15 protein-coding genes and 1 tRNA gene are annotated in these 15,094 nt (G+C 39.5%); 7 read left to right on the top strand and 9 right to left on the bottom strand.

The window, feature by feature from the left end:
• Window positions 1-12 precede the first annotated feature (12 nt).
• Window positions 13-585: a GNAT family N-acetyltransferase gene (locus ACIR310F_RS0111545; RefSeq protein ID WP_028083961.1), complete on the bottom strand. Its 573-nt coding sequence runs from the start codon at window positions 583-585 to the stop codon at window positions 13-15.
• A 72-nt stretch (window positions 586-657) separates the two neighbouring features.
• Here ACIR310F_RS0111545 and bioB point away from each other — a divergent pair, with 72 nt between their 5' ends.
• From bioB to ACIR310F_RS0111530, 3 genes are all read left to right on the top strand, one after another.
• Window positions 658-1,668: a biotin synthase BioB gene (bioB, locus tag ACIR310F_RS0111540; protein WP_035367914.1), complete on the top strand. Its 1,011-nt coding sequence runs from the start codon at window positions 658-660 to the stop codon at window positions 1,666-1,668.
• A gap of 226 nt (window positions 1,669-1,894) precedes the next feature.
• Entirely contained in the window at window positions 1,895-2,962 is a 1,068-nt protein-coding gene (locus ACIR310F_RS0111535) for a type IV toxin-antitoxin system AbiEi family antitoxin (RefSeq protein ID WP_028083959.1), read from the top strand.
• A 1-nt stretch (window position 2,963) separates the two neighbouring features.
• Window positions 2,964-3,803 (top strand): hypothetical protein, encoded by an 840-nt coding sequence (locus ACIR310F_RS0111530; RefSeq protein ID WP_028083958.1) that lies wholly within the window; start codon window positions 2,964-2,966, stop codon window positions 3,801-3,803.
• Between the two features lie 92 nt (window positions 3,804-3,895).
• Here ACIR310F_RS0111530 and petL read toward each other — a convergent pair whose 3' ends face one another.
• The gene (gene petL, locus ACIR310F_RS24320) at window positions 3,896-3,988 is read right to left on the bottom strand and encodes a cytochrome b6-f complex subunit PetL (protein ID WP_035081422.1); all 93 of its coding nucleotides are present in this window, start codon (window positions 3,986-3,988) and stop codon (window positions 3,896-3,898) included.
• Window positions 3,989-4,118: 130 nt separating this feature from the next.
• On the opposite strand from petL, the gene aroB reads away from it, so the two are divergent.
• On the top strand, window positions 4,119-5,216 hold the full coding sequence (gene aroB, locus ACIR310F_RS0111525; RefSeq protein WP_028083957.1) for a 3-dehydroquinate synthase: 1,098 nt from the start codon (window positions 4,119-4,121) through the stop codon (window positions 5,214-5,216).
• 55 nt (window positions 5,217-5,271) lie between these two features.
• Here aroB and ACIR310F_RS22280 read toward each other — a convergent pair whose 3' ends face one another.
• On the bottom strand, window positions 5,272-5,637 hold the full coding sequence (locus ACIR310F_RS22280) for a hypothetical protein (RefSeq protein ID WP_028083956.1): 366 nt from the start codon (window positions 5,635-5,637) through the stop codon (window positions 5,272-5,274).
• A gap of 415 nt (window positions 5,638-6,052) precedes the next feature.
• On the opposite strand from ACIR310F_RS22280, the gene purL reads away from it, so the two are divergent.
• Window positions 6,053-8,437 (top strand): phosphoribosylformylglycinamidine synthase subunit PurL, encoded by a 2,385-nt coding sequence (gene purL, locus ACIR310F_RS0111515; RefSeq protein WP_028083955.1) that lies wholly within the window; start codon window positions 6,053-6,055, stop codon window positions 8,435-8,437.
• A 212-nt stretch (window positions 8,438-8,649) separates the two neighbouring features.
• Window positions 8,650-10,140 (top strand): amidophosphoribosyltransferase, encoded by a 1,491-nt coding sequence (purF, locus tag ACIR310F_RS0111510; protein ID WP_028083954.1) that lies wholly within the window; start codon window positions 8,650-8,652, stop codon window positions 10,138-10,140.
• Window positions 10,141-10,287: 147 nt separating this feature from the next.
• Here the strand turns inward: purF and ACIR310F_RS0111505 are convergent.
• Both ACIR310F_RS0111505 and ACIR310F_RS0111500 read right to left on the bottom strand, forming a co-directional pair.
• A tRNA-Ser gene (locus ACIR310F_RS0111505) sits at window positions 10,288-10,372 on the bottom strand.
• Between the two features lie 76 nt (window positions 10,373-10,448).
• Window positions 10,449-11,360 carry a TIGR04168 family protein gene (locus tag ACIR310F_RS0111500; protein ID WP_028083953.1) on the bottom strand — a complete coding sequence of 304 codons (912 nt, stop codon included), beginning with the start codon at window positions 11,358-11,360 and terminating at the stop codon, window positions 10,449-10,451.
• A 151-nt stretch (window positions 11,361-11,511) separates the two neighbouring features.
• Here ACIR310F_RS0111500 and nadA point away from each other — a divergent pair, with 151 nt between their 5' ends.
• Entirely contained in the window at window positions 11,512-12,477 is a 966-nt protein-coding gene (gene nadA / locus ACIR310F_RS0111495) for a quinolinate synthase NadA (protein ID WP_028083952.1), read from the top strand.
• Between the two features lie 54 nt (window positions 12,478-12,531).
• Here the strand turns inward: nadA and ACIR310F_RS0111490 are convergent, their stop codons facing one another.
• The 4 genes from ACIR310F_RS0111490 to coaD form a co-directional block, all read right to left on the bottom strand.
• Window positions 12,532-13,398, bottom strand: coding sequence for a hypothetical protein (locus ACIR310F_RS0111490; RefSeq protein WP_028083951.1), 867 nt, complete (start codon window positions 13,396-13,398; stop codon window positions 12,532-12,534).
• A 99-nt stretch (window positions 13,399-13,497) separates the two neighbouring features.
• On the bottom strand, window positions 13,498-13,626 hold the full coding sequence (locus ACIR310F_RS24315; RefSeq protein ID WP_231387502.1) for a transposase: 129 nt from the start codon (window positions 13,624-13,626) through the stop codon (window positions 13,498-13,500).
• Between the two features lie 273 nt (window positions 13,627-13,899).
• Window positions 13,900-14,625 carry a DivIVA domain-containing protein gene (locus ACIR310F_RS0111485; RefSeq protein ID WP_028083950.1) on the bottom strand — a complete coding sequence of 242 codons (726 nt, stop codon included), beginning with the start codon at window positions 14,623-14,625 and terminating at the stop codon, window positions 13,900-13,902.
• Window positions 14,550-15,086 carry a pantetheine-phosphate adenylyltransferase gene (gene coaD, locus ACIR310F_RS0111480; RefSeq protein WP_028083986.1) on the bottom strand — a complete coding sequence of 179 codons (537 nt, stop codon included), beginning with the start codon at window positions 15,084-15,086 and terminating at the stop codon, window positions 14,550-14,552. Before coaD ends, ACIR310F_RS0111485 begins: the two co-directional genes overlap by 76 nt.
• Between the last annotated feature and the right edge of the window lie 8 nt (window positions 15,087-15,094).

The raw sequence follows: 15,094 nt of genomic DNA, 5'->3' as shown, positions 1-15,094 counted from the left end.
CTTTTTGAGGTATTATAAATCTGATCTCCAGTGGGGATTTGTCAAACTGGTGAAAATATGATCTTCCCATTTCCCATTAATCATTAAATAATCCCTAGCATATCCTTCGACTACAAAACCGAGTCTTTTAAGAACATTACCACTGCGGCGATTATGCGGCATATAATTAGCCATAATGCGGTGGAAATTTAATTCTTCAAAAACATAATTAATAGCAATAGAGAGCGCTTCTTTCATGTAACCATAACCTTGTGCTGATTCTGCTAAACTGTATCCTAACTGACAAAACTGAGCAGCATTATAAACAAAGTTGTTAAAATTAGCAGTTCCAATTACAATTCTTGGCTGATGTTGTAAATAAATAAAAAGTTTTAATGAATAGTTATTGACAAATTCCCAAAAACTGGTTTCTACTTGATATTGCCAATATTCTTCAGTAAAAAAATGTTCATCCCATTTAGGATAAAATGGCGTAAGATGTTCTTTATTTTCCCTAAAATATTTGAGTATATAGGGAATATCCTCTATCACGGCCATTCTTAATAATAGGCGATCGCTCCTCAAAATTGGTGGCTCTGATGTCATATACTCAAATGTAAATATTTTAAGAACAGCTATACTAATGAAAAATTAAACCACAAGACTACAAAAAGGATCATTACAGTGGAAATACGCTACAATTGGCAACCAACAGAGATTTTAACAATATATAACACCCCATTTCTAGAGCTAATTTACCAAGCCGCTACAGTGCATCGTCAATACCATAAACCGGAACAAATACAAGTTTGTAAGCTTATCTCTATTAAAACTGGTGCTTGTCCAGAAGATTGTGGTTACTGCGCTCAATCTTCCCGCTACAAAACCGAGGTAAAACCCGAAGCACTGCTACAAAAAGCAACAGTGATGAATATTGCGAAAACAGCCAAAGAAAGCGGTGTTAGTCGAGTTTGTATGGGCGCTGCTTGGAGAGAAGTCCGGGATAATTCCCAATTTGAGGAAGTCCTGGATATGGTCAAGGACGTAACCAGCATGGGTTTAGAAGTATGCTGTACCTTGGGAATGCTGACAGAGAACCAAGCCAAGCGTTTAGAATATGCGGGATTATATGCTTATAATCATAATCTTGACACCTCAGAGGAATACTACAGCACTGTAATTACTACTCGAACTTATAGCGATCGCTTAAATACAATTGCCAATGTTCGCCAAACTAATGTTACCGTATGTTCGGGCGGTATTCTCGGTTTAGGGGAAAATATTAGTGATCGAGTCGGAATGTTACATACTCTCTCAAGTTTACAACCTCACCCCGAATCTGTACCCATCAATATTCTTTCCCAAGTTCCCGGTACACCCTTAGAAAATCAACCCGATGTCCCCATTTGGGATGTAGTGCGGATGATTGCGACTGCTAGAATTATTATGCCTCAATCTGACGTGCGGTTAAGTGCCGGTAGAGCAAGACTTTCCCACGTAGAACAGGCTTTATGCTTCATGGCTGGTGCAAATTCCATCTTCTCCAGCGATGATCATAAAATGTTGACTGTAACCACTCCCTGTCCCGATTATGACGCAGATAAGGAAATGTTGAATTTACTTGGTTTAGAAATGCGTCCCCCATTTCAAAAGCAGGAAAAAACACCAACTCCAGCAATGATGAAATAGTAACATGACTTACACATAAATCACGGAATAACGAACCACTCCAGGCACAGAGGACACGGAGAAATGAGGGTTTCAGCGATATTTTGCGTAAGTCCTGAGTAAAGGTAGGTTGGGTTCAGTAACAGCGCAAACCAACAAGAAAAATCATAATCTTGGGTTTTCTTACGTCAACCCAACCTACTATTTGCTGAGTCATAATAATAGCAACCTTTATTTCTCAAATGCTATGCAACCTAAGCATCCTTGGTTACAAAAGTGTATACAAAAGCTGGAAGAATTACCCCAGATAGAGACAACAACAATAATAGAACCTTTTTTAGAAAACACTCTCGCGGATGGACTTTTAACTATATATACGCCTCACAACAAAATCCACCAATATATAGTTGAAATTAAAGTTCCTATTACTTTAGATACAGTTGATGCAAATATTAATTATATCCATCATCTGCAAGAAAAACTGAGCAATGATAAGAGAACACTGCTCATTACAGATGCACTTTCTGATGAAGTTTTGGATTTGTTGCTAGAAAACAATATTGAATTTATTGACACCACAGGTAATATTTACCTTAACAATTCATCACTATATATTTTAGTTAGAAGTAGTTCAACACAAAGGAAAAAATCTAAAATTACTACCAGCACACTAAAAGTTGCTTATGCTATACTTCAAGACCCATATATTTTACAATATCCTACTTTAGAAATGATAGTAAACGTTGCAGGTGTTGACTCTAAAACTGTAAAACGCAGTCTCGAAACTTTGTATCAACTGAATTATTTACAGCGTCAACGAAATGGAACATATAGAATTGAAAATTACACAAAGCTTTTAGAAAGATGGGAAATGGGGTATATAGAAAATTTGCGTCGAGAAATTTTGGTAGGGACATTTAGCACCAGAGAAAATATAGATTTTAACGATATATCGAAACAAATACTAGAAATAGCCCAAAATCAAAAAATTATAATTGGGGGAGAATTAGGTGCTGCAATTATCACAGGTTATTTAAAACCTATCAGCATGACTATTCATATTCCCCAAGAATATAATTATCGTGCGATAACAACCATGTTACGTCTCAAACCAGATCCCAAGGGTAATATTATCATCTTGAAGCAATTTGGTAATAAAAATCAGCCTAAGTATTCGGTATATGAACATATAGCAGACCCATTGCTTATTCATGCAGAATTGTGTTTATATCCAGATGAAAGACTCAAAGAAACAGCTAAACGTCTCTATGAAAAATATATTATTACAAGACAAGAAATAGCCGAAATGGTATAATATGAGCAAATCACATCCCCAACTTGACTTAGAAACTAAAAAATTCCTTACAGATTTTAAATCTATCATTGATTCTTTAGAAGTTCCCATGCTTTTGATAGGCGCTCAAGCAAGAATCTTAATCTTTGATAGTCAATATAAAGTTCAAGGTCGTGCAACTAAAGATTGGGATGTGGCGGTAAAATTAGATAATTGGGAGAGATATAATCTGCTGATTAGTATAATGACGACTGGACAAAATCCCCTATTTAAAACAACCAGAGTCATTCACAAGTTTATTCATATTGAAACAGAACTGGAAGTTGATGTTATTCCTTTTGGTGATATAGGTAAACCCAAAGAGGAAATTAACTGGCCTGATGGTAATCAAATGAACATTTTAGGTTTAGAAGAAGCTTTTACAAATACAGAAATTATAATAATTGACAACTTAGAAATTCGGGTAGCTGATATTGATGCTTTTATAGCGTTGAAATTATTAGCTTGGAATAATAGAAGAGAAAATAAAGATTTAAAAGATATTATTACAGTCTTGCTAAAGTCTCCCAATGAAGAAGATGAACAGCGCGTTTATGATGAATTTATTGATGCAATTATAGAAGGAAGATTTGAAGTAGATGAAGCGGCTATTATTTTTATAGGTAGAAATATTCAAAGTAAATTTAAAAGTGAAACTATTAGCAAAGTTAAAGAAATTGTTGATATAATTCTGAAATTTCAAGATAAATATATTTCCCAATGTATCCCCAAAATTTTAGATGCTCAAGAATGGGATGAAACTTTTGATAAAATAGTGAAACGGTTTGAATCACTTCAATATGGATTAACTCAGGAGTTGTGAATGGTAATAAATAATAAAAATTCAGTCGTCAGTTACTTTAAATACATCATAAACCCACATGAAGTGGGTTTAATTAGCGTCTAATTGTAGGCTTAGAGGATCTTAGCTCCGCGTAGACCAAATAACAAGCCTACTGCTACACCCATAAACACGCCTAAAAAGACAATATATTCAACTACAGCCATTTGTTTTGCTCCAGATTAGTTACTTATTTCTATTCAATCATCAATAATTCTGAAAAGGAACAGGGAATAGAAAAGAGGTTGTCAACTTGGGGTAAAATACCCAGAGGAGTGATTATATTAGGGTTAGGGAATGAATTCTGTAATTAAAGTAGATATACCAGAAAAATCTTATGATATTACCATTGCACCTGGGAGTTTAGATCAACTAGGTGAACAAATGGCCAGTTTGAAACTAGGTAAGAAAGTATTGCTAGTTTCTAACCCAATGATATTTAAACATTATGGGCCAAGAGCGATCGCATCTTTAGAAAATGCCGGTTTTCAAGTTGTCAGCTACAACCTACCCCCTGGAGAACGTTACAAAACCCTCAACTCCATTCAAAAACTCTACGATATCGCCCTGGAAAATCGCCTAGAACGCTCCTCAACCATGGTCGCCTTGGGGGGAGGCGTTATTGGTGATATGACGGGCTTTGCAGCCGCTACATGGCTGAGAGGAATCAACGTTGTGCAAGTCCCTACCAGTCTTCTGGCTATGGTAGATTCAGCTATTGGTGGAAAAACTGGTGTAAATCATCCCCACGGTAAAAATTTGATTGGTGCATTCCATCAACCCAGTTTAGTCTTAATTGACCCAGAAGTGTTAAGAACCCTCCCAGCTAGGGAATTTCGAGCAGGAATGGCAGAGGTGATCAAATATGGCATCATTTGGGATACCGAATTGTTTACTCAATTAGCAGCAAGCAAACACCTTGACCAACTCCGCTATGTAAAATCCGACCTGATAAACAGCATAATAACTCATTCCTGTCAAGCAAAGGCAGATGTTGTCAGCAAAGATGAAAAAGAATCTGGACTAAGGGCAATTTTGAATTATGGTCATACTATTGGTCATGCTGTGGAAAGCTTAACTGAGTATCGTCTCTTAACACACGGTGAAGCTGTAGGTATTGGTATGGTAGCAGCGGGGGAAATTGCTGTCAAATTGGGACTTTGGCCACAAGTAGACACAGAACGTCAAAATGCCTTAATTAAAAAAGCAGGTTTACCTATCCAAATACCCGCAGCTTTAGACGTTGAAGCAATCATTGATGCTTTACAATTAGATAAAAAAGTTAAATTAGGTAAAGTCCGCTTTGTATTACCAACCCAAATTGGTGCAGTCAAAGTTACTGACGAAGTACCAACAGAAATAATTAGAGAAGTATTGTTAGGAAATAAGGGGTAATATGTAAGTAGGTAATGGGTAATAGGTAAATTTTTGCCAATTACCCTGTCACTTATTAAACTGGTAAAGGAGCTAACCCGTTTAATTGACGAGCAGCATTGATACAGACTGGACAATCACAGCCAAATAGCTTGATCGCTAGATCACTTTCTGCATCAGAAAATTCTAATTCTTTGGGGTTATTTGTTTGCGCTTGTGCTATTTGTATAGTATTTTCTGTAACAGAGGGAAGAGTGTTACTTACTTGTATACATACCTGCTTCGGAGTTGCAGAATGGGGAGACATGACACAAGATAGATGAGTACCAGTAGTATCAGATACCTGATTAGCATGAGCAGGTCTAGCCATCATCACCATAGATAGCATGGATGTGAACAATACGGGGCTAGAAATCAAGGTTAAAATAAATCTTTTGTTCATGTACTCTTAAAAATCTTATAATTGGGGGAATAAACCAATTTATCTTGGCCGATAACTTGGTTATTAGTCACTCTACCCTTATAGCACTTCCATTTGATTTTTCAACTATATTTAGAATTATCCTATAATGTAGGACTTACGCAAGTGTCACAAAAAATTATCGGTCTTTTGTTTGTAGTCAAGGCTTTAGCCCTGATAAGTGTTTCCATAGTCCCTTTTTAGAGAAGTAAATGGACATCTTGTGAAAATTATCGTAGGCACAATTCATGAATTGTCCCGACAAGAGTTTCAGGTTATGCACATTTAATTACTCCAGATGTCTAATGTCTAGCTCCGGTAGAATTTATGTAGCAGCCCTGAATTGTGGGTTATGTTGCTATAAAATATTTCTCTGTCCTTTTGGTGTATAACTACCATGACCACCACTTCCGAAAATCCCTTTTCTCCCCAAGAAATTGCCTCAGAAGGCATAAAACCAGAAGAATATACAGAAATTGTCCGCCGCTTAGGTCGTCACCCCAACAAAGCCGAACTGGGTATGTTCGGGGTCATGTGGTCTGAACATTGCTGTTATAAAAATTCCCGCCCTTTACTCAAACAGTTTCCCACCACAGGACCGCGTATTCTCGTAGGACCCGGTGAAAATGCCGGAGTTGTGGATATTGGCGATGGACTACAATTAGCGTTTAAAATAGAATCCCATAACCACCCTTCCGCTGTTGAACCATTTCAGGGCGCTGCAACCGGAGTTGGTGGTATATTAAGAGATATATTTACAATGGGGGCGCGTCCTATTGCTTTATTAAATTCTTTGCGCTTTGGTGATTTGAATGATCCGAAAACTCAAAGATTGTTTACAGGTGTAGTAGCGGGGATAAGTCATTATGGTAACTGTGTTGGTGTTCCCACGGTTGGTGGTGAAGTGTATTTTGACCCCGCTTATTCTGGAAATCCCCTAGTTAACGTCATGGCGCTGGGTTTGATGGAAACGTCGGAAATTGTCAAATCAGGGGCTTCAGGCGTGGGAAATCCGGTGCTGTATGTGGGTTCAACCACCGGACGGGATGGTATGGGAGGGGCAAGTTTTGCCAGTGCAGAATTAACCCAGGCGTCTATGGATAATCGTCCTGCGGTGCAAGTGGGAGATCCATTTTTAGAAAAGTCCTTAATTGAAGCTTGTTTAGAAGCATTTAAAACCGGTGCTGTAGTAGCAGCACAGGATATGGGTGCTGCGGGTATCACTTGTTCAACTTCGGAAATGGCCGCTAAAGGTGGTGTCGGTATTGAATTTGATTTAGATAAAATTCCGGTGCGGGAGTCAGGAATGATACCCTATGAATATCTGCTGTCGGAATCTCAAGAAAGAATGTTATTTGTCGCCGAAAAAGGACGAGAACAGGAATTAATTGCTATTTTCCACCGTTGGGGACTGCAAGCGGTAGTTGCAGGTACGGTAATTGCTGAACCCATTGTCAGGATTTGGTTTGAGGGGAAAATCGCCGCCGAAATTACCGCTGAGGCTTTAGCGGAAAATACACCTTTATATGAAAGAGAATTATTGACAGAAGCACCAGAGTATGCTAAAAAAGCTTGGCAATGGACAAAAGATAATTTACCCGCTTGTGATGTGACAGGAATTGAAATTGGCAGAAATTGGCAAAGTTGGAATCAAATTTTATTGACTTTGTTAGATACTCCTACTATTGCTTCTAAAAGCTGGGTTTATCGCCAATATGATCATCAAGTTCAAAATAACACAGTATTATTACCAGGTGGGGCTGATGCTGCTGTAGTTCGTCTTCGTCCTTTAGAAAAAATCCAAAATCCACAATCCAAAATTCAAAATCCAAAATCTGCTGTTGCGGCTACGGTAGACTGTAATTCTCGCTATGTCTATCTTGATCCTTATGAAGGGGCTAAGGCAGTAGTAGCAGAAGCCGCCCGGAATCTTAGCTGTGTGGGTGCTGAACCCCTGGCTGTGACGGATAACCTCAATTTTGGTAGTCCAGAAAACCCCATTGGTTATTGGCAATTAGCGTCCGCCTGTCGGGGCTTGAGTGCAGGTTGTCGGGAGTTGGGAACGCCGGTAACCGGGGGGAATGTCTCTCTATATAATGAAACCTTTGACGCGGAGGGAAATCCTCAACCAATTTACCCAACTCCCGTTGTGGGTATGGTGGGTTTAATTGAAGACTTGACTAAAATTTGCGGACAGGGTTGGCAAAATATAGGTGATATAATTTACCTGCTTGGTTTACCTATTCAGTCCCAAATCGAAAATCTAAAATTGAAAATCGAATTAGGCGCTTCTGAATATTTGGCGACAATTCATCATACAATTGCAGGTAGGCCGCCTAGAGTTGATTTTGAGTTAGAGCGATGTGTACAACAGGCTTGTCGTCATGGTATTCGCTGTGGTTGGTTAAAATCTGCCCATGATGTCGCTGAGGGCGGTGTGGCTGTTACAATAGCGGAATGTTGTCTGGCTGGAAATTTGGGGGCGGAAATTAATTTCCCAATCACGACAAATGATGATTTACGATTTGATGAAGTCCTATTCGGTGAAGGTGGAGCAAGAATTTTAGTTTCTGTCAATAGTGAAAATCAAGAAATTTGGGAATCTTATTTAGAGGAGCATTTGGGGGAATATTGGCAAAAAATCGGTAAAGTAGTTAATTCTGGCAATTTGCAGATTTTAACCGCAGATAACCATAAGTTAGTCCAGGTTAGTATTGAAGATATGCGCGATCGCTATTATGGAGCAATCTCTAAACGTCTGGCAATTCAGAATAACACTTAGACCAGATCAAAAATTAAGGTTTGAACATAAAAATTTACAATTCATACTTGATCCTTCACCAATTTAAGGTACTGTTTTAATGGATGGTTAACGATTTGTTAAGAAGCAAAAGGTAATGGGTAATAGTTCTTAATTTTCCCCCTCTCCCCTGCGCTCTTGTGAGTAATTTCCAATCCCCAGTGACTCGACACCCCACCAGGAGTAATACCAGCATGATTCTCGTTAATTCCGTAATTGCGGATGAATACCTCGATAAATCAATCAACAGTCATGAAAATACTAGTGACAAGCCCGAAGAAGCTTGTGGTATTTTTGGCATTTATGCCCCAGAACAAGATGTTGCTAAATTAACATACTTCGGACTATACGCTCTCCAGCATCGGGGTCAAGAATCTGCTGGTATTGCTACATTTGAGGGTTCGCGCGTTCACCAACACAAGGATATGGGACTGGTATCTCAAGTCTTCAATGAGACTATTCTAGAGCAATTACCCGGTAATATGGCAGTTGGTCATACCCGTTATTCTACTACTGGTTCTAGTCGCAAAGTTAACGCCCAACCGGCTGTGGTGGAAACTCGTTTGGGTTTGTTAGCACTAGCACATAATGGTAATTTAGTCAATACCCTCCAACTGGGTTCTGAGTTGGTCAAAGATAAGTTTAAATTGGTAACAACCACGGACTCAGAAATGATTGCTTATGCGATCGCTCAAGAAGTTAATGCTGGTGCAGATTGGGTAACAGCGGCCATGAGTGCCTTTCATCGTTGTCAAGGTGCATTTAGCCTAACTATTGCTACACCCGTAGGTGTGATGGGAGTCCGTGATCCTAACGGGATTCGTCCCTTAGTAATTGGTACTTTAGATAGTAACCCCGTCCGTTACGTTCTCGCTTCCGAAACTTGCGGTTTAGATATTATCGGTGCGGAATATCTGCGTGATGTCGCCCCTGGAGAATTAGTATGGATCACTGAAAATGGCTTAGAATCATTTCAGTGGCATCAACAGTCAGAACGTAAACTTTGTATCTTTGAAATGATTTATTTTGCCCGTCCTGATAGCCTCATGCACAATGAAACTTTATACAGTTATCGAATGCGATTAGGACGGAAAATGGCAGCAGAATCCCCCATAGAAGCCGATTTAGTCTTTGGTGTCCCTGATTCTGGTATACCTGCGGCCATTGGCTTTTCCCAAGCTTCCGGTATAGCCTATGGTGAGGGACTGATTAAAAATCGCTACGTCGGCCGCACCTTTATTCAGCCTACCCAAGCCATGCGAGAATCAGGTATCCGCATGAAACTTAACCCCCTCAAAGATGTGTTATTCGGTAAGCGAGTAGTAATTATTGATGATTCCATTGTTCGGGGAACTACTAGCCGTAAACTAGTCCAGGCTTTACGTGATGCTGGTGCGGCGGAAGTTCACATGAGAATTTCCTCTCCTCCTGTCACACACCCTTGTTTTTATGGTATTGATACTGATACTCAAGATCAATTAATTGCTGCGACAAAATCAGTAGCGGAAATAGCCAAACAATTACAAGTTGATAGTCTGGCTTATTTGAGTTGGGAAGGAATGTTAGAAACCACCAGAGAAGATACTAATAGTTTTTGTTCTGCTTGTTTTACTGGTAATTATCCCGTTGCTATTCCTGAACAAGTAAAGCGTTCTAAATTGATTTTAGAAAAGGTTGTAGTTTAGAAAATTGGGTTTGAAACTGTAACTTAAATTCTAGCCAGTGTGGTGCGGGCATCTTGCCCGCCAATGGTGTACCTTACTCAAGCCGAACGTGCTGTAATTGATAATTAAAAATTGTCAACTGTCAATGCGAGAAAAAAATCAATTCAACGGAGAGGGGGAGATTCGAACTCCCGGAAGCTTTCACTTCACCTGATTTCAAGTCAGGCGCAATCGACCACTCTGCCACCTCTCCAGATTATTTGCCAGAATTGTAGAAAATCAAAACTGACAAATAAAATCATAACATATAATTAAAGAATTGGCAGCTATCAAACCAAAGAATTATAAAAAATTTCCTCAGCAGCCACCTGGTAGTCCTTACCCACCCAAACTAGAGCAACTTTTGTCACCATACCCCCATCTAAAAAGACCAGGGAGAAATTCCGTAATTTTACGCCGTTTTCCTGGACAATTCTGGGGACATTAGCAGCATTTAAGTAAATAGTCCCTTCTGGGCTTTTAAATACAGCTTTCCTTTCTAGTTTCTTAGTATGGCGCAAAGTCCGGTGCATATGACCAAAAGCAACTAAAGAAACAGTTTTGTTCATGTTGAGAGTTTGAGAAATAGCTGCTGCTAAATCAGGATCACCAAAATCACCGCCAATGGGGTGCCAATCTTTGCCACAAGGGTCCTCAGCGCGATCGCCTAAACCACTAGGTCCATTGTGTCCTAAAAAAATAATATTGTCGCAATTAGCATTTTTTACTGCATTGACAATTTTATCTGCGGAATCATCTAAACTCGAAACACCATAACGTTCTTGACAGATTTCCGCAAATCTCCATTCAGGTCCACCCCAGGTAAAAGGACGACCACCCACCACGGTTAAATTCCACTGCGGGAAATCCAACTTACTATAACCGACTTGGACAGCCCCTAATAAATCTAACTGTTTCTGTACCCAGTCTTCCTTGGTGCGGTCATAAGGACATTTTTTGCGTCCCCATTCAGTAGCCGAGTACCAGGCGTCATGGTTGCCCATTACCGCTGCTTTGGGAATATCTAGGGAAGCGATCGTTTTTACCACTTCTACTGATTCATTCCCGAAATCGCCAACAAACAGCACTAAGTCCACACCAAGATGTTTAAGTGCCATACCATCTTCTACGTCCCATTGGTCGTGAATATCCCCAACTACAGCAATTTTCACAGGTTTTGATTGAGTTTTCTGACTGGTCATGCCACTTTAAAAAGCCGTATATCTCCAGGATAGGAAACTCCACCGGATTTGGGCATAAATTGCTAATATCAATCATCCCCTATTTTTGGTAAAAACTACTATAATTTAATCCACAAGGTCATCTCATTCTCTAAAACAACAGTTTTTAATTGTGTTTACAACTACACTTACTCAACCGAAATCAGATAATCTACCATTAGATTTATTTACTGCCATTGAGGATCTCAAAACAGAACTGAATGCGGTAATATTAGCCCACTACTACCAAAACCCTGATATTCAAGACATTGCCGACTTTATTGGTGACTCCTTGCAATTAGCCAAGGCTGCGGCAAATACTCAAGCAGATGTTATTGTTTTTGCTGGTGTTCACTTCATGGCGGAAACCGCCAAAATCCTCAATCCTGATAAATTGGTACTGTTACCAGATATCAATGCAGGTTGTTCTTTAGCAGATAGTTGTCCTCCTCAAGAGTTTGCAGCTTTCAAGGCCGCACACCCTGACCATTTAGTTATTTCCTATATTAACTGCTCGGCTGAAATCAAAGCCATGAGCGATATTATCTGCACTAGTGCCAACGCTGTGAAAATTGTCCAGCAAATACCCCCCCAACAGCCAATTATTTTCGCCCCAGATCGAAACTTGGGACGGTATGTAATCGAACAAACTGGACGGGAAATGCTTCTATGGCAAGGTAGTTGTATTGTCCATGAAACTTTTTCAGAAAAGAAAATAGTGGAGTTAAAAATTACACATCCTCAAGCAGAAGCGATCGCTCACCCCGAATGTGAAACTAGCGTCTTACGTCACGCCAGCTTTATTGGCTCTACAGCCGCTTTACTCAATTATTGTCAAACCAGCCCTAGCCAAGAATTTATCGTGGCTACAGAGCCGGGAATCATTCACCAGATGCAAAAACTAGCACCTGAGAAAAAATTTATTCCCGCACCTCCACAGAATGATTGCAACTGTAACGAATGTCCATTTATGCGGTTAAATACCCTAGAAAAACTGTATTTAGCCATGAAAAATCGCACTCCAGAAATTACTATGTCAGAAGAAATCCGCCTAGCCGCGTTGCGACCCATGGCACGGATGTTAGAAATGAGTAAATAGTGAAAATTCCAGAAATCTGAAATCTGAAATCTGAAATCTGAAATCTGAACCTGCTCACAACTCACTTTTCTCAGCTTTTTTCTGGGCAACCTGACTAAACTTCTTGTATAATTTAGTTCTAATTTGTGCTTCTTGATAGCGGCTGTGGCTAGGTGAAACCTGACTCATTAAATCAGAAGCTCGTTGCCAAGTAGCAGCCAACTCCAACCACTGAGTTGAGGTGATAGCTGTTCTACTAGCAACACTAGCCCGGTTAGCCAGTCGTACAGAAGCGGCAAATGGATCATCAGATAGTGTTAAAAGACTTTGGCTAGAGGATCTTTGATTTGCTGTTTGGGAAGATTGAGAACCTGTGAATATTAACAAACTTTTTAGTGTATTACCTAAGCGAAAATCCAACCAAGCCAGTAAAATTAGTGAACATAAACCAGAAACTGCTATTACCCCAGTGTTGACTGAAATTTTCCCTTGCTCCTGATTTTTAAGTAGAGATTGGGGTTGAGTTAAAATAGGTTTTCTGGATTTGGCATCAGTTTTCCTTAAATCTCGAATTAGCCGCTTCCAGAAATTTGGTTGCGACAATATAAGTTCCTGTGACCATATAAATTGATGATTGGCATCACGGTGAATTTCCTCTAACCATAGTAATTGTTCTTCTCGTACAATTCGACTATTGATATAAACTCGGCGAATGTGACGCGGTGCAATTGACTCCAAAATTTGTTGGATTTTTGGGACTAAGGTAGATTGCTCAAGTTGCTCCACCGTAGCCGCTTCACACAAAATTTGCAACACACCAGCGGCAAAAATTGCTCTAGTTCTCACACCAGATATAATTAGTCTTTCATTCAAGACTTGAATAATCGCCGCAACGCTTCCCCGGTGAGCTTGCCAAGCGATATCATTTATCCGATCTACCATTTGATATTTAGTGATAGTTGTCAGATCCGATCCAAAAAAGCTAACTGATGCTAACAATAGCCAGTTTTTTCTTCCTGCTTCATTGTAGAAGTGTCGGTACTATGTAGAGACTTTCCATGGAACGTCTCTACCACGGTCAATGGTCAATCTGACCGCTTCTTTTTCTAAATTAATCGCAGCATTGACATCTCTATCACACTCAAAACCACAGTTATCACATTGAAACAATCTTTCAAGCAACTAAGTAGGTGAACGGAAAAAAACGACATACGTAACGAAAAGTAAAGTTGCCCAAAACCTCTTCCCAGTTAAGAGTTCCCAGTTAAGAGTTCCCTTGTCATAACGACAATTTTTCACGCCAACCTACTTAAATGTGACCAATTGTTAATATGAGCAATTGTTCATAATTGTTGGCTTTTAGTTTACTGTTGATTAACCTACCCCACGACATTTAACAATTTTAAGATTATACAATTTAGGTGTCTAACAGATTAGTTTTGTTTATTTTGTTATTGACTTAGGAAAGCTCTTTTTAGAATTATGAGAATTATTGGCAGTCCGCTGTGGATTATCCCCACGTAATTGTTTACGACCATTAGTAATAATTTGTAACATTTCTTGAATATCCTGTTCCATATTACTCAAAACATGATCAGCGTATTTATCAGCACCATCTTCAATCTCTTGAGCTTGAGTAATTGCAGTTTGGCGCATTTCTTCTAACTCTTGCTGACAAGCGCGACGCTTACGCTCAACCTCTGCGATAGTTTCTTGCATCATCGCTTCACAATCTTGCTGGACCTGTCGCCGCAGTTGGTCAGCTTCCCGTTGTGCTTGCCTGATAATATCACTTTCAGCCAAAATTTGCGCCCTTTTGGCTTGGGCTACGTCTACAACCTGTTGTCCATATTCTTCGGCTTCTAGGAGAATTTCATCCTTTTGTGCCAAAATATCTAATGCTTCCTGGAAAACCGCCGGCAAAGATATGCGGATAAAATCAAGTTGTTCGAGTAATTTATCTTCATCTACTAGGGTACGTCCCGTTAAAGGAATCCTCATGCTAGAGAGAATTATGTCCTCTAAGCGGTTGAGTTCTTGCTGAATATCTACCCCTGGTGTTGGCAGTGGATTCCCGTCTTCAGGGATTGCCTTTACGTACTCTCGTGGGGTAGGATTTTTTCCGTTTTGGTTGGACTCATGGGCAGAGATTGAACTTGATTGTAGCATTTGTATATATCTCGGGCAACGTGTGACGGAACAAGATGATCAACAGAGCCACCAAACCTGGCAATCTCTCTTACCACACTACTACTTAAAAAACTATACTCATTTGATGTCGCTAGAAAAACTGTCTCAATCTGAGTAGACAGTGTTTTATTAGTATGAGCCATTTGTAGCTCAATTTCAAAATCAGATACCGCTCTTAACCCCCGCAACAAAATTTGTGCTTGTTGCATTTGAGCATATTCTACAGTCAAACCATCAAAACTGTCTACTCCTACATTTGATAAATGTTTTGTAGCTATACGAATTTGTTCTAATCTTTGCTCGACTGTAAATAATGGTATCTTATTTGGATTGCGAAGAACGGCAACTATCACCTGTTCAAACAGGCGACTACTACGCTGAATTAGATCTAAGTGTCCCAAGGTGATGGGATCAAAACTACCAGGATAAATAGCAATCACAATGTTAT

Origin of the sequence: Dolichospermum circinale AWQC310F (assembly GCF_000426925.1) — a bacterium.
In the GTDB taxonomy this organism is placed as follows: Bacteria; Cyanobacteriota; Cyanobacteriia; order Cyanobacteriales; family Nostocaceae; genus Dolichospermum; species Dolichospermum circinale.
The sequence above is the reverse complement of the archived record's forward strand: the minus strand, read 5'-3'. Positions and strand labels throughout refer to the sequence as shown.